General features: G+C 64.2%; 18 protein-coding genes. 14 read left to right on the top strand and 4 right to left on the bottom strand.

What is annotated here, in order from left to right; translation table 11 throughout:
- Positions 1 to 59: 59 nt before the first annotated feature.
- Together ACIPUB_RS17895 and ACIPUB_RS17890 are read left to right on the top strand one after the other, a co-directional pair.
- Entirely contained in the window at positions 60 to 878 is an 819-nt protein-coding gene (locus ACIPUB_RS17895) for a tryptophan-rich sensory protein (protein WP_407608613.1), read from the top strand.
- A complete protein-coding gene (locus ACIPUB_RS17890; protein ID WP_407608612.1) occupies positions 875 to 2,347 on the top strand; it encodes an SDR family oxidoreductase in 1,473 nt (490 codons plus the stop codon). Before ACIPUB_RS17895 ends, ACIPUB_RS17890 begins: the two co-directional genes overlap by 4 nt.
- On the opposite strand, the gene ACIPUB_RS17885 is transcribed toward ACIPUB_RS17890, so the two are convergent.
- A complete protein-coding gene (locus ACIPUB_RS17885) occupies positions 2,344 to 2,910 on the bottom strand; it encodes a MarR family winged helix-turn-helix transcriptional regulator (protein ID WP_407608611.1) in 567 nt (188 codons plus the stop codon). The genes ACIPUB_RS17890 and ACIPUB_RS17885 overlap by 4 nt on opposite strands.
- 329 nt (positions 2,911 to 3,239) lie before the next feature.
- Here ACIPUB_RS17885 and rlmN point away from each other — a divergent pair, with 329 nt between their 5' ends.
- The 10 genes from rlmN to ACIPUB_RS17835 all read left to right on the top strand — a co-directional run bounded on the left by rlmN (position 3,240) and on the right by ACIPUB_RS17835 (position 11,618).
- Entirely contained in the window at positions 3,240 to 4,445 is a 1,206-nt protein-coding gene (rlmN, locus tag ACIPUB_RS17880) for a 23S rRNA (adenine(2503)-C(2))-methyltransferase RlmN (protein ID WP_407608630.1), read from the top strand.
- Positions 4,446 to 4,486: 41 nt separating this feature from the next.
- Positions 4,487 to 4,966, top strand: coding sequence for a carboxymuconolactone decarboxylase family protein (locus tag ACIPUB_RS17875; RefSeq protein ID WP_407608610.1), 480 nt, complete (start codon positions 4,487 to 4,489; stop codon positions 4,964 to 4,966).
- A 7-nt stretch (positions 4,967 to 4,973) separates the two neighbouring features.
- A complete protein-coding gene (locus tag ACIPUB_RS17870; RefSeq protein ID WP_407608609.1) occupies positions 4,974 to 5,792 on the top strand; it encodes an oxygenase MpaB family protein in 819 nt (272 codons plus the stop codon).
- Positions 5,793 to 6,037: 245 nt separating this feature from the next.
- Positions 6,038 to 6,643, top strand: coding sequence for a SipW-dependent-type signal peptide-containing protein (locus ACIPUB_RS17865; RefSeq protein WP_407608608.1), 606 nt, complete (start codon positions 6,038 to 6,040; stop codon positions 6,641 to 6,643).
- Positions 6,644 to 6,651: 8 nt separating this feature from the next.
- Positions 6,652 to 7,260: a SipW-dependent-type signal peptide-containing protein gene (locus tag ACIPUB_RS17860; protein WP_407608607.1), complete on the top strand. Its 609-nt coding sequence runs from the start codon at positions 6,652 to 6,654 to the stop codon at positions 7,258 to 7,260.
- Positions 7,261 to 7,283: 23 nt separating this feature from the next.
- Entirely contained in the window at positions 7,284 to 8,471 is a 1,188-nt protein-coding gene (locus tag ACIPUB_RS17855; RefSeq protein ID WP_407608606.1) for a signal peptidase I, read from the top strand.
- Positions 8,468 to 9,064, top strand: a complete 597-nt coding sequence (locus ACIPUB_RS17850; protein ID WP_407608605.1) for a hypothetical protein — start codon at positions 8,468 to 8,470, stop codon at positions 9,062 to 9,064. The genes ACIPUB_RS17855 and ACIPUB_RS17850 overlap by 4 nt, the downstream gene beginning before the upstream one ends.
- A 308-nt stretch (positions 9,065 to 9,372) precedes the next feature.
- A complete protein-coding gene (gene trxA / locus ACIPUB_RS17845) occupies positions 9,373 to 9,738 on the top strand; it encodes a thioredoxin (RefSeq protein ID WP_407608604.1) in 366 nt (121 codons plus the stop codon).
- A gap of 128 nt (positions 9,739 to 9,866) precedes the next feature.
- Entirely contained in the window at positions 9,867 to 11,063 is a 1,197-nt protein-coding gene (locus ACIPUB_RS17840) for a pyridoxal phosphate-dependent aminotransferase (protein WP_407608629.1), read from the top strand.
- Between the two features lie 144 nt (positions 11,064 to 11,207).
- On the top strand, positions 11,208 to 11,618 hold the full coding sequence (locus ACIPUB_RS17835; protein WP_407608603.1) for a DUF2695 domain-containing protein: 411 nt from the start codon (positions 11,208 to 11,210) through the stop codon (positions 11,616 to 11,618).
- A 75-nt stretch (positions 11,619 to 11,693) separates the two neighbouring features.
- On the opposite strand, the gene ACIPUB_RS17830 is transcribed toward ACIPUB_RS17835, so the two are convergent.
- Positions 11,694 to 12,131: an acyl-CoA thioesterase gene (locus ACIPUB_RS17830; protein ID WP_264269644.1), complete on the bottom strand. Its 438-nt coding sequence runs from the start codon at positions 12,129 to 12,131 to the stop codon at positions 11,694 to 11,696.
- Positions 12,132 to 12,229: 98 nt separating this feature from the next.
- Positions 12,230 to 12,745 (bottom strand): MarR family winged helix-turn-helix transcriptional regulator, encoded by a 516-nt coding sequence (locus ACIPUB_RS17825; RefSeq protein ID WP_407608602.1) that lies wholly within the window; start codon positions 12,743 to 12,745, stop codon positions 12,230 to 12,232.
- A gap of 87 nt (positions 12,746 to 12,832) precedes the next feature.
- Here ACIPUB_RS17825 and ACIPUB_RS17820 point away from each other — a divergent pair, with 87 nt between their 5' ends.
- Positions 12,833 to 13,504, top strand: a complete 672-nt coding sequence (locus ACIPUB_RS17820) for an NADPH-dependent F420 reductase (protein ID WP_407608601.1) — start codon at positions 12,833 to 12,835, stop codon at positions 13,502 to 13,504.
- 38 nt (positions 13,505 to 13,542) lie between these two features.
- Positions 13,543 to 14,586 carry an LLM class flavin-dependent oxidoreductase gene (locus ACIPUB_RS17815; protein ID WP_407608600.1) on the top strand — a complete coding sequence of 348 codons (1,044 nt, stop codon included), beginning with the start codon at positions 13,543 to 13,545 and terminating at the stop codon, positions 14,584 to 14,586.
- A gap of 454 nt (positions 14,587 to 15,040) precedes the next feature.
- On the opposite strand, the gene ACIPUB_RS17810 is transcribed toward ACIPUB_RS17815, so the two are convergent.
- Positions 15,041 to 15,937, bottom strand: coding sequence for a hypothetical protein (locus tag ACIPUB_RS17810; RefSeq protein ID WP_407608599.1), 897 nt, complete (start codon positions 15,935 to 15,937; stop codon positions 15,041 to 15,043).
- Positions 15,938 to 16,108 lie beyond the last annotated feature (171 nt).

Here is a 16,108-nt window from a genome sequence, read left to right as displayed (position 1 = left end):
TTGTCGAGTAGGACTGACGGATTCAGCAAAAATTTTCCCCGAGCCAAGGAGATCTCCCGATGCATTCCCCACCAAAGGCCTCCTGGACCATCCGGACAATCTGCGCCGCCGCGGTCTTCGCGGCCATCGCCGGCGCCTTCATCGGCAGCGGAGCGATGGGCGGCACCCCAATTGCCGAGGCTGCGGACGGCAGGCTGGGCGCAGATTCGACCTTGCTGGCTCCCGGCACCGGCGCCTTTTCCATCTGGAGCCTCGTGTACCTGGGCCTGGTTGTCTACGCGATCTGGCAACTGACCTCCCGCGCCGCGCGGAGCGACACCCAGCGGCGGATCCGTCCGTTGGCGGCAGGCTCCGCGGTCCTCAACGCCCTGTGGATCGGCGTGGTGCAAGTTGGCTGGTTGGGTGCCAGCGTCGTGGTGATGCTGCTCCTGCTCGCGGTCCTGGCCAGGATCTTCATGCTGATGCGGCCGCAAATCGAGCACCCGGCCGAAAGATGGATCATGGCACTGACCTTCGGCCCGTACCTGGGCTGGGTCAGCGTGGCGACGGTGGCCAACATCGCCGCGTGGCTGGCGGCCCGGGGCGTGGGTGACGGAGCTGAATGGGCCACGCCCCTGGCCTGCGTTCTGGCGGTGGTGGCGGCCCTGATCGGCGCCATGACCGTGGTGTATTCCGGTGGCAGGATCGCAGCGGCCCTCGCCATGGTGTGGGGCATCGCCTGGATCGGCGTGGGGCGCAGCGACGGCGGCTTGGAATCCATGCCCGTCTCCGTCACCGCGTACTCTGCGGCTACAGCCCTGCTGCTCTTCACCCTCGTCGCGGCGGCAAGGCGCCGAGTATCTCCGGCCGCGACTTCCGCATCCGAGGTCGCGGCATGAGCGTCATTGCCGTCACCGGGGCCACCGGCTACATCGGCGGGAGACTGGTTCCGTTGCTGCTGGAACAGGGCCACAGCGTGCGTGTGCTCACCCGCCGCAGCAACGCCCTGCGCGATGTTCCATGGGGGTCGCGGGTACAGATCGTGGAGGGGGACCTCACCGATCCGCAGGCCGCAGCCCAATTGTGCGAGGGAGCCGAGGTCCTCTACTACCTGGTCCACTCGATGGGCGGCAGCAGCAATTTTGCCCCCGTCGAGGAACGCTGTGCCAACACCATCGTGGAAGCGGCCAGGGCCGCAGGAATCGGGCGTCTGGTCTATCTTTCGGGACTGCATCCCGAGGGCGAGCTAAGTCGCCACCTGGCCTCACGGGTCAAGGTCGGGCGGATCCTGGAATCCAGCGGCATTCCCACCATCACGCTGCAGGCCGGGCTGATCATCGGCTCCGGTTCCGCAAGCTTCGAGATGGTCCGCCACCTCACCGACGTGCTTCCGGTGATGCCCGCCCCGCGCTGGGTGCTGAACCGGGTCCAGCCCATCGCCGTGCGCGATGCCCTGCACTACCTGGGTGCATGCGCGAACCTGCCGCCGGATGTGTCCGGCACCTACGACATCGGCGGTCCGGAGGCGCACAGCTACGGTGACATGATGCGCCTCTATGCCGATGCTGCCGGCATCCGCCGCCCGGTCATCCTGGCGCTGCCGGTGCTGACCCCGTGGCTGGCGGCCCAGTGGGTCAACCTTGTCACCCCGATCCCGCGCGCGCTGGCCATTCCGCTGGTCGAGTCACTTCAGCACGACTGCGTGATGCGAAACCGCGACATCGATGCGGTCATCGGCCGCCCCGCAGAGGGGCTGACCGGATACCGGCGCTCCGTCGAGCTGGCTCTGGCCAAGATGCGCGAGGACACCGTGGAAACCACGTGGACGACCGCCCACGCCCTGGAGGCTCCCGCCGAGCCGCTGCCCTCGGATCCGCAATGGGCCGGGCACACCGTCTTCACCGATGTTCGGGAGCGGGATACCAGCGCGAGTCCCGCTGCGTTGTTCCGGGTCATAGCTTCGCTGGGCGGGGAAACCGGCTACTATTCGCTGCCCGGCGCCTGGGCGCTGCGCGGGATCCTGGACAAGCTCGCCGGGGGAGTGGGCCTGCGCCGCGGGCGGCGCAACCGCACCTCCCTCGCGTTGGGGGACGCGGTGGACTGGTGGCGCGTGGAGGAGCTGGTGCCCGATCGCCTGCTGCGCCTGCGTGCGGAAATGCGGGTCCCCGGACGGGCCTGGCTGGAGCTCTCGGTGGAACCGACCGAAACCGGAAGCCACTACCGGCAGCGTGCGGTGTTCTTCCCCGAGGGCTTGGCGGGCCGGCTCTACTGGCTGGCGATCCTGCCCTTCCACGGGGTGATCTTCTCCTCCATGGCCCGTCGCATCACCACTGCCGCCGAGGGGCTCGAGGCCAAGGACGAGGCCTAGTCTTCGGAGGGCTTGCGCTCGCCGACCGTGCCGATGCTGTCCTCGAGGTCCATGGCCGTTTCGGCGAGGAACCGGATGACCACCTCGCGTTCGGCGGGGCTCAGCCGTGCGGCCGCGCCAAAGCGCGCGGCATGGTGCCGACCGACCTGCTGGCGGGCGGCAAGATGCGTCTCGGGTGTCACAGTGATGCACAGGGACCGGCGGTCGGTCGGGTGCGCCGCGCGCACCACGTGTCCGGCCTTCTCCAGCCGGTCAACCATCTTGGTCACCGAGGCGGTGGTGATGCCCAGGTGCTTGGCAAGCATGCCGGGGGTCACCGCGGTGTCGGTGTTCTTGGCGGAGATCAGGAACCTGATGGCGCGCATGTCGGTCTCGTTCAGGTTCATGTAGCTCTGCGAGGCGCGGGAGATCTTGCGTTCGACGGCCCGCAACCTGCCCATTTCGGCCATGATCCGATCGATCTGCTGCAGCGTTTCCTCGCTGAGTTGCGACCTGTCGATCAATTCGCTGCGCGGGTCGCTCGAGGCAAGGTTGAAAATCGTGGGAAGTTCCTCGCGGTCCACTGGATTCCACTCCCTTTCCCTTGCGCAGGCTGATAAGTTCGACGTCCCCATGATACGACCCGGTCAGGCCACGGTCGGTATCGCCCGGGTTCTGCGACCGGGAAACTTCGCACGGCCGTCCTGGTCGACCCCTGTTCGCCCCGGGTCCCGCGCGGCGGCCCCGGGTGGTGCGCAATCTCACCGCCCACACTCTGGACACGCATGGGAGAATAGAGGCAATGACTTCCCCCAAAATTTCCCCAGTGACCGAGCCTGCCACCACTGCGCCCGCCGCAGAGGAAGCCGTGGCCCGCCGTGCTGCCCAGGCCGCGGCCCAGGGTGCCCAGCAAATGCGCATCTCCGAATCCCGTGCCAAGGCCGAGGGCCGTGCACAGGTGCGCCCCACCGCCGAGGGGTGGAAGCAGGCCATGGGCGAGGACGGCCGCCCGCAGCTCCAGTTCACCGCCAAGGCCCGCGTCTCGCAGCCGCCGGTGCACCTTGCCGACCTCACGCTGGCCGAACGCGCTGCCAAGCTCAAGGAGATCGGCCTTCCGGCCTTCCGCGCCAAGCAGCTCTCGGTGCACTACTTCCAGCACTACACCACCGATCCCGAGTTGATGAGCGACCTGCCCAAGGACCGCCGCGCCGAGATCGCCGAAGTCATGTTCCCGAAGCTGCTCACCGAGGTCAAGCGACTGGCCACCGACGATGGCCGGACCATCAAGTTCCTCTGGCGTCTCTTCGATGGCTCGCTGGTCGAGTCGGTGCTCATGCGCTACAGCAACCGCATCACCCTGTGCATCTCCTCGCAGTGCGGCTGCGGCATGAACTGCCCGTTCTGCGCCACCGGCCAGGCCGGTCTGACCCGCAACATGTCCACCGCCGAAATCCTGGACCAGATCGTCCAGGCCAACCGCGTCATTGCCGAGGGCGGCCTGGGCGGCCAGAAGCACCCCGAAGAGCGCGTGGGCAACATCGTCTTCATGGGCATGGGCGAGCCGCTGGCCAACTACAAGCGCGTCATGAACGCCGTGCACCGCATGGTCGCCGATGCCCCCGAGGGCCTGGGCATGAGCGCCCGCGGCATTACGGTCTCCACCGTGGGCCTGGTCCCGGCCATCAACAAGCTTGCCGAGGAGGGCGTTCCGGTCACCTTCGCGCTGTCGCTGCACGCGCCGGACGACGAACTGCGCGATGAGATGATCCCGGTGAACTCGAAGTGGAAGGTCGACGAGGCCCTGGATGCCGCGTTCAACTACTACGTGAAGACCGGCCGCCGCGTCTCCATCGAGTACGCGCTGATCAAGGACATGAACGACCACGGCTGGCGCGCGGACCTGTTGGCCCGCAAACTCAACGCCCGCGGCCGCGGCTGGGTGCACGTGAACCCGATCCCGCTGAACCCGACCCCGGGATCGGTCTGGACCTCCTCGGAGCCGGACGTCACCGCCGAGTTCATCGACCGCCTCGAATCCGCCGGCGTGCCCACCACGCTGCGCGACACCCGCGGCAAGGAAATCGACGGCGCCTGCGGCCAGCTTGCCGCCGCCGAGTAGGCTTTAGGCAACATGTTGGGGCGCGATGCGCCATTGATGAGATGAGTCGAGAAGTGTCACTGGCAGCACCGTTTTTCCTGGACAAGTCCGACACCGCCAGCTGGAAGGCCCTGAACGGCCTTTCGCTCAAGGTCAAGGAAGCCGCGGATGCCGCCGGGCTGGGCACACGCCTCATCGAGCTGCTCAATGTGCGCATTTCCCAGATCAACGGCTGCTCGTACTGCCTGGACATGCACGGCAGGATGGCCCTGGAAGCAGGCGAGACAGCCCAGCGACTGGCGGTGCTCTCCACTTGGCGAGAGACCGAGTTGTTCGACGACCTGGAAGCCGCCGCCTTGGCCGTTGCCGAGGCAGCAACTTCCCTGCCCGATTCCGAAACCCGTATTGCGGAGCTCGCCGCGTCGCGGCTGGTACTCGACGACGCGCAGTTCTCAGCCATCCAGTGGGCAGCCATCGCCATGAATGCCTTCAATCGCGTCTCCATCCTGTCCCAGCACCCGGTGCGCCCGAGCAAGAAGTAGCGGCGTCATGGCAGCGGGCACGAGCGATTCCCCGGATGCGGAGGCGAAACCCAAATCCGTGCTCTCGCGCTTCGCCCCGGAAGCCGTCTACCTGCTGGGCGGTGGCCGCGCCATCCTGTTGCAGCTCGCCCTGCCCGGGGTGGGCCACGGCGTGGCCCGGCATTCGAATTTTGCCGTCAATCCGTTGGGCCGCCTCAATGGCACCTTGACGTATATCTATGCCCTGAGCAACGGCACCGATGCGCAGCGGGCAAAAGTCCGCGAGATCGTCAACGCCGCGCACGCGCCGGTCAAGGCACCCTCCGCCAAGGACGGATCGCACCCCGCCTATTCCGCGCGCGACCCGAAGTTGCAATTGTGGGTTGCCGCCACACTCTACGACTCCGCCATGACGATCCAGCGCGCGGTGTTCCCGCCGTTGGATGACGATACGGCCGAGGAGCTGTACCGCGACTACGCGCAACTGGGCACCGAGCTGGGCATGCCTGCGCACCTCTGGCCAGCCACCCGGGCGGACTTCGCGGAGTACTGGACCGAGACGCTTGGTCAATTAAGGGTCGATGCGCCGGTCCGTGCGGTCGCCCATGAACTCCTGGCCGCCAAACACGCGCCGCTGTGGATCCGTGCCGCGATGCCGCTGGTCCGGCTGATGACCATCGGGCTGCTGCCCGAGCCGGTGCGCACCATGTTTGGCTTCTCCTTTGGCCCACGCCAACAACGTTGCTTGAATTGCGTGTTGCGTGGCGCGCGGTTCTCCATGCGCATCCTGCCGCGCCGGATCCGGCACTTTCCGATGCGCTACTGCCTCCGTCGCCTGGGTAGCTGACCGGCCTATTGATCTGGCCACCTGGGGGCGGGTCAACCTCCACGCGACCAACGGTTAGTGTCGACCGTCCAATCTTGCCTAGATATTGGCCATCGTTTCGCCAAACTCCCGTTATCGTACTGTTTTGGCATTTCGCCGCTGTTAGCGTGAGTAGGTGGAGTGAGACGCCGAGGAACGGTGTTTCACGGTCTGGGTCTCTTGAAATATCCAGCATCTCCACGGTCTTTCTAGCTCAGGGGGAGCGAATGTCTCAAAAGGAAAAGAACCGCAAGGGCCGGGCGATACTGGCCGGAGGATTGGTCCTCGGTGTCGGCGCGGCGGTCACGCTCGCCGCGTGGAACGACTCCGAATTCGCACAGGGAACCTTCGGTGCCGGGCATTTCAACATGCAGGGCAGCACCAACGGCACGGTCTTCAGCGACCATGCCGCTGCAGGCGCAGCCGCCCAGCTTGGTTTCACTGCAGGGTTTGACAACCTCAGCCCCGGCGAAACGGTTGCCGCGCCCTTCACGTTGCGCTTGGACCCGACCACCACCAATGACGCCGCGGTTTCCGTGAACGCGGCCAGCGCCACGGGCACCGCCGCGAACGATCTCACCTACGGGATCGTCCAACTTGACCCGGCGGAGGAGTGCACTTCGACGGCGGCGGGCGCCCAAGCCGTCGTCCCGTCCGGCACGACGATGGACTCCGTCGCCGGTGCAAGCTTGTTCACATTGGCAAAAAGCACCGTTGACGAACAACCCGGAGCCGACGTGGTCCTGTGTGTGCAGGTAACTGCCGGTCCGGCCATCGCCCAGGGCGCGACGGCAACCGGCTCCTGGGTATTCCTCGGTACATCGACTCCCTAAGTTGACGGATGCGACGCGATCTGACGCAGGAGCGCAGGCGGCGCTTCACCCGCTTGCGGGCAGTGCTCGCCGGCGGCCTCGTGCTCGGCATCGGTACTACGGCAACGCTAGCTGCGTGGACCGATGAAGAACACGTCTCCGGATCCTTTACTGCCGGCACCTTCTCGATCGTCGGAAGCCCGAACGGAACCGACTTCAGCGACCATCCGACCGCGCCCGGTGCCTCGCTACTGTTCACCGTGACCCCGGATGCCATGGTGCCGGGCATGACGGTGTACGCGCTGTACTCGGTGAAGACAGCAGCATCGAGCGTGGCCGGCTCCGTGCAAGTGTCAGCGGACGCGGGCAACGCAAACGGGCTCGGCTCATACCTGCGCTACGGCGTTCGTACGATTGCGGGAACCACCTGCAACGCCACCACCTTCGCCGACGGCACACCGATCGTCGACACCGGAACGGTGCTGACCACGGGATCCACCGCAATGAGCGCGCTGGCGGCCAACGGGGCTTCCGCTGTCAATTACTGTTTCGCCGTCACTCTGCCCACGACCGCACCCAACGCCGCCCAGGGCACCACGCTCACGGGACGTTGGGTCTTTGCGGCGACGGCCGATTAGCAAGGCCGGACATGGATAGACGCATGCGGGGCGCGGGAAGGTTCCTTGGCGATGCCGTTTTGAGCCTGGCGGCCTTCGGCGGATTCATCTGCGTGTTGCTGGTCATACTCGCTTTCGTCTTCAACGTTTCCCTGATCATGTTCAAGACCGGTTCCATGGCCCCGACGATTCCTGCCGGATCCCTGGCCGTGGTCCGCGAGATCCCCGCACCAGAGATCCGGGTCGGGGATGTCGTGACGGTTGACCGACCGGCAGCCCTCCCCATCACCCACCGCGTGACCTCGGTGGCGGGCGGGCCGTCACCGGCCGAGCGCGTCATCACCATGAAGGGGGACGCCAACGAGGCCGAGGACCCGGGACCGTACACCGTCGGTAATGTCCGGATTGTCATGGGCTCCGTGCCCAATCTGGCGTACGGAGTGGTGTGGTTGTCCAGTCCGTGGGTGCTGGCTCTCCTGACACTTGGAGCATCGGGGCTGGTCACGTGGGCGTTCTGGCCGCGTGAAGCTGATGGCCGCGACGAAACCGGTGACGGCGAGCGTGTTCGCGTGCCGGGACAACCCGAAAACGACTCGCACTCCGCGCTGGTCTTCCTTGTCGCACCCCTGGCCCTTGGATTCGCCTTGGCCGCTCCGGCCCAGACCACTACGGAGGAGATCGTTGCGAGTGGAAATCTGAGGATGACCTCCATCGGCGACCGCGCTGCAATGGCCCATCTGGCGCCCGGGGAACCCGTGCAATGGCAGGTCGGTGTTGCCGCTGAGGAACCGGGCACCGGCGTCGTACGGATTGAATTGCTGGGTAACGGGAATGCGGGGCTGGGGCTGCATGCGGCCATTCGTTCCTGTGACGAGCGATGGGTCGAGGAGACCTGCACCGGGGCAACCGACAAGCTACAAGTCGCTGGTCCGATTGCCGTTGACGGGGCCAAACGACAGCTGACAACCATGTCCGCAGGGGAGGAACGCTGGCTGCTGTTCGATCTCTGGCTGCCGGAAGCCAGCGCCCCGGATGCCGCTGGAGGACCGGTCCACTTGCAAGTTCACGCCTCGGGATCCGGCGATGACGTCAATAGTTCACCGGGGCCGGTCGCCCCGCTGGCACCCACCGGGACCAACCCGATCTTGGCTCTGTTCGCAGCCGTGGGCTCCGTCGGTCTCGGCCTCGCTCTGGCCGGCGCGGCAAGAATGCGAAGGAAGCGGAATCAATGAAATCCATCAATTCCCAAGGCCGGAGCACGCGGCTGAGAGGATTTCAGGGTGTAAAAATGAACCCCTCTTGGCTGATTCGCGGAGCCTCATTCGGCGCTGGGGTGCTGCTGTTGACGGGTGTCCTGGTGCCGATTTATGCACACGACAGCAACGCCAGCTGGAGCGATTCTCAGACCGCGTCCGCAACGATGAAAGCGTTGGTCGTCCCGATTCCGGCAAATACGAAATGTACCTCCTCGAACACACCCCTTGGTGGGCCCGTGGCGACGACTTCATGGTCGCCGGCCAGTTCCATTGGTGGTTCCATCGTTGGCTACAAGATCGTTGGCAAGCAACAATTGTCGGACCCAGAATGGACGTTCATTGTGGAGCCCACATCAAACTCCTACGAGTTCAAGACGGGGCTGCTGGCCGGAATTTTGGGCACCGTGCTCAAGGCTCTGCTGGGTAGCGGATCCGAGTTCCATGTCGGCGTCGTCGCAGTGCACTCGTTTCAGGGTGTGGCTTGGGAATCGGCAGTCGCACCAATTGGAAAGATCACCAAGGCCCAGGGCGGTACGCTCAACCTGATTTCCGGGTTCGCCTGCCTTTAACGGTGTTTAGCGATTAAGCACATGAGGCCCGGCGGAAACCGGACCTCATTTCGAAAACCTTGACTAGTTGCAGGAACAGCGATCAGCAACGGCGACGTCGCCGAGCGCATCCTCGATGTGCTCGCCGCATCCAGCCCAAGTCGGCTTGGCGCAGCTGTCGCAGGTGACCTTCTTGCACATGGGGTGACTCCTTTGGAAGATTTTTGAACGAACTCTCTAGGAATATTACCGTTGAGCGTGTGGTTGACCTATTTGCGGATACGCTCGTGATCCGCGGCAATCGAACCTCCCGAAGGGATGAAGCACGTATGGCTTCCGTTGAACTGAACTCCGCAAATTTTGAATCCACCATCACCGAACCCGGCACCGTGTTCGTGGACTTCTGGGCCGCGTGGTGCGGCCCGTGCCGCAACTTCGCACCCGTGTTTGAGGCAGCCAGCGAGAAGTACCCGGACATCACCTTCGGCAAGATCGACACCGAGGCCGAGCAGCAGCTGGCAGCTGCCGCGAACATCACCTCGATCCCCACGCTGATGGCGTTCCGTGACGGAATCCTCGTCTTCTCGCAGCCCGGCGCATTGCCGGCAGAGGCGCTGGAAGACTTGATCGGACAGGTCCAGGGACTAGACATGGATGCCATCAAGAAGGACATCGCTGCTGGATCCAAGGCATAAGACACCTGCTCGTTAGCGATTAGAAGGCCCCGCCACCGGTGGGGCCTTCGCGCGTCTGCCCACCGGCATGTGACAGGCTTGGTGAAGTCGTCAATGCGGCAAAAGGTACCGGAGGAAAAGTGCAGAGCATGTTAAAGGTCGCGGACCGGGCGAAGGTTCCGGCGTTTGAGGTCATGAACATCCTGGATCGGGTCGCCCAGTTGCGTGCCACGGGCCGGAATGTCATTTCCCTGTGCGCGGGCGAGCCCAGCGACGGTGCCCCCTCCGAGGTTTCGCGGCGGGCGGCCGAGATCCATGCCGCGGGCACGCCGTTTACCTACACGCCCGCGCTGGGCATCCGGGAACTGCGGGAAGCCATCGCTGGACACTACAAGCGTTGGTACAACATCGAGGTTTCGGCGGACAACGTCGCTGTCACCACCGGGAGTTCCGGCGCGTTCATGCTGACCTTCCTTACCGCCTTCAACTCCGGTGACAAGGTGGCATTGGCGCGGCCCGGATATCCGGCCTACGCCAATATCCTGCGCACTCTGGGAATCGATGTTATTGAGCTGGATGCCGGGCAGGAATCCCGCTACCAGCCCACCGTGCAGCTGTTGGAAGCAGCCTGGCGGGAACACGGACGGCTCGACGGACTGATGCTGGCCTCCCCGGCAAACCCCACCGGCACCATGGTCTCCGGCAGTGAGCTCGAGGAGCTCGCAGGGTGGTGCAAGGAACGCGGCGTCAGGCTGATCAGCGACGAGATCTACCACGGCATCGACTACCCGGAACCGGGGTCGGAAGTCCGCCGCTCGGTCAGTGCCTGGGAATTGGACACCGACACCGTGGTGATCTCCAGCTTCTCCAAATACTGGGGCATGACCGGCTGGCGCTTAGGTTGGGCACTGGTTCCCGACGACATGCTGTCCACCGTGGACGCGCTGGCCGGCAACGTGGCGCTGTGCCCGCCGGCCCCAGCGCAATATGCCGCGCTGGCCGCATTCACCGAGGACTCCTACGCCGAGGCCGAAGCGCGGGTTGCCGAATTCGCGCGGACCCGCGCCGCGGTGCTGGGCTCCATGGGTCGCCTTGGCTGGGGCGAGAGCGCGCCTGCCGACGGCGCCTTCTACTTGTATGCGGATCTGGGCGACCAGCTCGGTCCCCATGTAAATGCCGCCGCCTACTGTGCCGCACTACTCGAAGCTGAGGGCGTGGCCATTGTTCCCGGCAACGACTTCGACCACGTCAACGGACAGCACCATGTTCGCCTCAGTTTTGCCGCCGGATTCGATGCGGTGACCGAGGCCATCGAACGGATCGTGCGGTTCCAGGGCAACATCTGATTTCTCGCACGGGAAGAAAGCCTCCCCACACAGCTACGAGCGCCGGGCCGTTAACTTTACCTGTCCACAGTCCCGACGCCTTGAAGGGCCGGACGTCGGGTATTGATCGCATGCTGAAGACTCCACCGATTCAAGGAGTTCGCCATGGACCAATACACCGTCTCGGAACTTGAAGATGCGCTCAAGGTAGTCAAGATGCTGCTGCCGCCACGCTATGAATGCCTGGCTTGCTACGTCAACAGAATGCTCGAGCACGGGTGCAGCGGGTTGAAGTGGTGCACCACCTACCGGGATCTGCGCGCACCGCGGGCAACATCGCTCGAGCGGAAATTCCCCGAGCTCGGCGGCTGTTGCGATTGCGAGGTCATGGCCAATGTGTTCAGGATCAACGACGAGCTCTGGATTCGCGGCGATGACGGAGAAATCGACGACAGCTATGTTCCGCCATGCCACAAGGTCCGCCTGGGAACCATTCGGCCTTGCGAATTGTGGCTGATGCGAAGCGGCGTTCAGTGGGGCGGGGGAGTTTTTCGTCCCGTGAAGAATGCATCGTAGCCAGGACTTCAGGCGGGCCCTTTGCGAACAGGCCCGAGTACTCCCGATTTGACGGCAGTCAACCGGACGCTGCGGCTACAGCTCTTCGGGCTGCTTGATCTTCAGGTGCTCGCCGGGAATGCGGTCGCGGTCGTAGGTGATCTCCGAGTAGCCGTGCGGGGCGGGGATGCCGTCCGGGCCCATGTTCACGAAGACGATCTTCTCGATGGTCAAGATGGACTGCCGGGTGATCATGTTGCGGACCTCGGCGCGCATGGTCAGCGAGGTGCGTCCGAAGTGGGTGGCGGTTAGGCCCATCTCGATGAGATCACCCTGTTGCGCCGAGGAGACGAAATTGATCTCCGACATGTACTTAGTGACGGCGAATCCGTTTCCGAGCTGGACGATCGCGTAGATCGCAGCTTCCTCGTCAATCCAGCGCAGCAGGCTACCTCCAAAGAGCGTGCCATTGGCGTTGAGGTCTTCGGGGCGGACCCATTTGCGGGTGTGGAAGGTGATGTCGCCAGTGTTCATGTCACGAGTCTATGGTGTTCGCGGCCGTTGGATCACAGTTGGCGACCGGAACCGTTCGCCCGGGGCAGGTCGGAGTCCCGTGCCCGCCGGCTCGGTGGCTAGCCCAGGTGGTCCATGGCCTCGCAGGGATTGGCGCCGGGCTGCGCTCGATGGATCGCCATGGAGAGCTTGGAAACCAGGTGCGCGAGCTGCTCGCTTTCACCGGCGTCAAGTTCGGCGAGCAGGGTCTGTTCGGCCGCGGCCACGCGTGCCTCCATCTTTTTCAGCAATGCCTCGCCCTGGTTCGTGGCAACGATCTTCCGCGCGCGCCGATCCGTGGGGGCAGGCACGCGTTCAACGAGGCCGGCAGCCACGAGGTCGTCGATGAGGTAGGTCAACACCGTGCGGTCGATGCCCAGGTGAGCACCCAAAGCCTGCTGGTTTGCGGGGTCATGGTGAACCACGGTGGAAAGCATCTGGAAGCCGCGCACCGAGCAGGGCATCTCCGCAACGGCCTCGGCGAAGTGCGTTTGGTGTCCGCGCAGGATCATTCCCAGGTGCCAAGCGAGATCGCCGGGAAGGAACCCCGGCAACGGCTTGTCGAAGGCGAGGGGCGGGTGCTGAGTGGAGGCCATGACATCCATCATACCGGATATTGCGGTGTTGCGCAGATGATCTGTTAGGAATATAGTCTGTAGTACAACATAAATGGAAGGCAGGACATGGATATCGGCGCACAAGAGCACGTGGCTTCTCGAGGGACGATTGGCATCCTGGGTGCCGGGCGCGTGGGTACGGCCATTGCGCGTTTGGCGGTTGCCGCCGGCTACCGCGTCAAGGTCGCCACCTCCAAACCGGCCGCCGACAACGCGCTGATCATCGAAATCGTCACCCCTGGCGCCGTGGCCGTCGACGCGTCCGAGGCCGCGGCCTCCGACCTCGTGGTGGTCGCCATCCCGCTGCACAAGTACAAGTCCCTGAATGCGGAAGCCCTCAGCGGCAGGGTCGTCATCGATGCCATGAACTACTGGGCCGCCACCGACGGCGACATTGCCGATTTCGAGAACACTCACCTGTCCTCCAGCGAGGTCGTGTCCGCATACTTGGCCGGGTCTCGCGTGGTGAAGTCCTTCAACCACATCGGGTACCACGAGATGGAACCGGATGCCGTCAAGCCGGGGACGCCGGACCGCCGGGCACTGGTCATCGCCGGGGACGACGAAAACGCCAAGGCATTGGTGGCCATGTTCATCGACACCCTGGGCTTCGACTTCGTGGATGCCGGCGAACTCGCGGCGGGCAAATCCTTTGAGCCCGGTACCGAGATCTTCAACGGCCGCTTCAACGCCGTCGAACTGGCGCAGGAGCTGCAGCGCAGCCTTGCCGCAGCCTGACCCGCCACACGCTTACCCAACGAATGAGGATTGACCACATGGAAATCGGTGCCTACAGCTTCGGCGACACCCAGCGCAATGCCGACGGATCACTGCGATCAACCGGCGAGGCCATCCAAAACCTGTTTGAGGCGATCAAGCACGCGGATGAGGCAGGCCTGGACTACTTCGGCGTGGGCGAACACCACACCGCCAGCATGCCTGCGTCCTCGCCCGGCACCCTGCTCGCCGCCGCGGCAGCCGCCACGAAACAGATCAAACTCGGCAGTGCCGCGAGCATCATCAGCACCGATGACCCGGTGCGCGTCTTCCAGCAATTCGCCACGGCCGATGCCATCTCCGGGGGAGGGCGCATAGAGATCACCGCAGGACGCGGCTCCTCCGTGGAGACGTTCCCGCTCTTTGGCTATGACCTGGGCGAGTACGACGAGCTCTACGCAGAAAAGCTGGACTTGCTCATGGCCATCAACAATGCGGATACCGATAACGTCACGTGGTCCGGCACGAAGCGACCTGCGATTGCGGACCTGGCCGTGGTGCCTCGTCCCCTGAATGGCAGGCTGCCGATTTGGGTGGCCACCGGCGGCAATGCAAGTTCCTCGGCCCGTGCTGGCCAATCGGGCCTGCCGGTGTCCTACGGCATCATTGGCGGGGCGCCGCATCGCTTCGCCCCGTTGGCGGAGCTGTACCGCCGCGCCGGAGCCCAAGCGGGACACTCAGAGAACTCGCTGAAGGTTTCGGTGGCAGCACTGGGCTTGGTCGCCCCGACCAAGAAGGAAGCGCTCGAGCGGTTCTACCCGGGTTGGTACAACCTCAACGTGGAAATGGGCCAGCTGCGTGGCTGGCCTGCGCCCGACAAACGCGCCTATGACGCGCAGGCCGAGGCCCCGGGTGCCTACTATGTGGGTTCTCCCGACGAAGTGGCCGAGCGTATCGTCCACCTGCATGGCTACATGGGACACATGCGGCACTTCCTCCAAATGGATATCGGCGGCCTCCCTCAGGAGCACCTGCTGGAGTCGATCACGCTGCTGGCCACCGAGGTCAAGCCGCGCGTGCAGCGTCTGCTCGCTCAAGGGTAGCGTCGCTGCACCCGGTCCAGGCAGGGTCCCGTCGACGGCACCCAACTGGGTGGACCCAGTCAGGTCGACCCAAGTGAGGGTAGAGCCGGGGAACCACTCTTTGTTTGGATAAGTCCTGTGGTTGTAATCCATACGGGTATGTTGGCTTTGAAAGCGTGGGGCGGAATTTTGGGGGAAAGCCGAACTGCTGATGGTGAAGCGGTTCTTCCCGGTGCCTTCAAGCGTTTGACTACTCGTGGGGTTCTGTACCACCTGCGTTTTTGGCGGGGGGATCGGGGCGCATCGAACACTTCGGCACCAGTTCTCTGGGCCGGACCGTCGAGGGTCATACCTGGGCGGATGCCGATGCGGACCGTTGCCGATAACGACCAATGTCGCAGCTGGAGTGGGGGCGCCGGGCTGCTTGGGGCAGCCGGCCCCCGCTCCTAAATCTGCCGGTCGGGCGAATCCGAACCTACGGCTTTCGCCTCTGGCCCATGGCAGTCTCCGCTGCTTGTTCGATGGTAAGCCCGTCGCCGGGATCGACCAATGCCAGAAAGAGCGAAAGTGCTGCGGTTCCCAGCAGCGAAGTCCGCTTCTCATGATCGAGCAGTCGTTCTCCCACGCCGGAAATCAAGCGCAGCCCAAGCCCCTCCGCCATGGCCTGGAGCAAGATGTTGAAGTCTTCCATGGTCACGCCTGGCCTGAACGTGAGCCCATAGTGTTCAAATACATTGGTGTAGAGCGTGATCCACACCTGTGAAAGATTCGTGTACATGCGAGCCAGGGCTTGCGCGGATGCAGTATCCGCCTGTGCTGTGGCCACTGCCAACAGCTGGAACCGGAAGGCCGGCAGCTCCAGCACGAGCTTGAGGTCCTCGTAGGCGACCCGATGGACCGCAGTGGGAAAATTATCATCCGAGGTCAGAAGGTCCTTGGCATGTTGCGAGAGCGCGACCTGAAGGCTCCAGTGCTTGTCAGCCAGGGCATAGGAAACGAAGTCGGCCAGAAAATCTCCGTGCGTGCTCCAACGGTGGCGCATCATGTTCTCACTGAGGGGGTAGTCGTCGCCGCAATTCTTCCTGGCCTTGGCCAGGACCTTGCGGCGGGACAGATACGACATGACCGGACGAGAGTCCTCCTCGTCGGTATCGAGCAGCTGTTCCGACAGCGCCGGGCTGAACAGTTCGGTGGTGAGGTCCAGCGCAGCATCAAGAAAGGCTCGGGTCTCGCGGCCGTTGGCCAGGCGTTTGCGGGTCATCGCGGTGCGGCCGGATATGTTCGTGACGATCTTTGAATCGTAGAGGTCCAGATCGGCTCCGGGGTGTACTTCGACGAGTGGGTGCGGCTGGTCCTTCTTTTGCGTCCCCATTAGTTGTCTCCCCCATGCGAGTTTAGTGAAACGTTAATCCCCCTTTTCCAAGGTACCGTACCGCTCCCGTCTATAGGAGGGGTGGTGGGATGCGCATTCTGCGCGGCGGGCATAATGGGCAGGCGAATCGCAGGCAGACCCGAATGCCGGCATTAACGAGATCGGGGTGGC

The organism is Paeniglutamicibacter sp. ORCA_105 (assembly GCF_045798545.1).
Classification (GTDB): Bacteria; Actinomycetota; Actinomycetes; order Actinomycetales; family Micrococcaceae; genus Paeniglutamicibacter; species Paeniglutamicibacter sulfureus.
Note: the sequence above shows the minus strand (reverse complement) of the source record. Positions and strands in the feature narration are given on the sequence as shown.

Bases quoted from the DNA above. Each gene is read 5' to 3' on its own strand.
- ACIPUB_RS17865 (WP_407608608.1), top strand. From the start codon at position 6,038: ATGTCTCAAAAGGAAAAGAACCGCAAGGGCCGGGCGATACTGGCCGGA.
- ACIPUB_RS17835 (WP_407608603.1), top strand. From the start codon at position 11,208: ATGGACCAATACACCGTCTCGGAACTTGAAGATGCGCTCAAGGTAGTC.
- ACIPUB_RS17820 (WP_407608601.1), top strand. From the start codon at position 12,833: ATGGATATCGGCGCACAAGAGCACGTGGCTTCTCGAGGGACGATTGGC.
- ACIPUB_RS17855 (WP_407608606.1), top strand. From the start codon at position 7,284: ATGCGGGGCGCGGGAAGGTTCCTTGGCGATGCCGTTTTGAGCCTGGCG.
- ACIPUB_RS17890 (WP_407608612.1), top strand. From the start codon at position 875: ATGAGCGTCATTGCCGTCACCGGGGCCACCGGCTACATCGGCGGGAGA.
- ACIPUB_RS17830 (WP_264269644.1), bottom strand. From the start codon at position 12,131: ATGAACACTGGCGACATCACCTTCCACACCCGCAAATGGGTCCGCCCC.
- ACIPUB_RS17875 (WP_407608610.1), top strand. From the start codon at position 4,487: ATGAGTCGAGAAGTGTCACTGGCAGCACCGTTTTTCCTGGACAAGTCC.
- ACIPUB_RS17850 (WP_407608605.1), top strand. From the start codon at position 8,468: ATGAAATCCATCAATTCCCAAGGCCGGAGCACGCGGCTGAGAGGATTT.
- ACIPUB_RS17860 (WP_407608607.1), top strand. From the start codon at position 6,652: ATGCGACGCGATCTGACGCAGGAGCGCAGGCGGCGCTTCACCCGCTTG.
- ACIPUB_RS17840 (WP_407608629.1), top strand. From the start codon at position 9,867: ATGTTAAAGGTCGCGGACCGGGCGAAGGTTCCGGCGTTTGAGGTCATG.
- ACIPUB_RS17870 (WP_407608609.1), top strand. From the start codon at position 4,974: ATGGCAGCGGGCACGAGCGATTCCCCGGATGCGGAGGCGAAACCCAAA.
- ACIPUB_RS17825 (WP_407608602.1), bottom strand. From the start codon at position 12,745: ATGGCCTCCACTCAGCACCCGCCCCTCGCCTTCGACAAGCCGTTGCCG.
- rlmN (WP_407608630.1), top strand. From the start codon at position 3,240: ATGCGCATCTCCGAATCCCGTGCCAAGGCCGAGGGCCGTGCACAGGTG.
- ACIPUB_RS17895 (WP_407608613.1), top strand. From the start codon at position 60: ATGCATTCCCCACCAAAGGCCTCCTGGACCATCCGGACAATCTGCGCC.
- ACIPUB_RS17815 (WP_407608600.1), top strand. From the start codon at position 13,543: ATGGAAATCGGTGCCTACAGCTTCGGCGACACCCAGCGCAATGCCGAC.
- ACIPUB_RS17810 (WP_407608599.1), bottom strand. From the start codon at position 15,937: ATGGGGACGCAAAAGAAGGACCAGCCGCACCCACTCGTCGAAGTACAC.
- trxA (WP_407608604.1), top strand. From the start codon at position 9,373: ATGGCTTCCGTTGAACTGAACTCCGCAAATTTTGAATCCACCATCACC.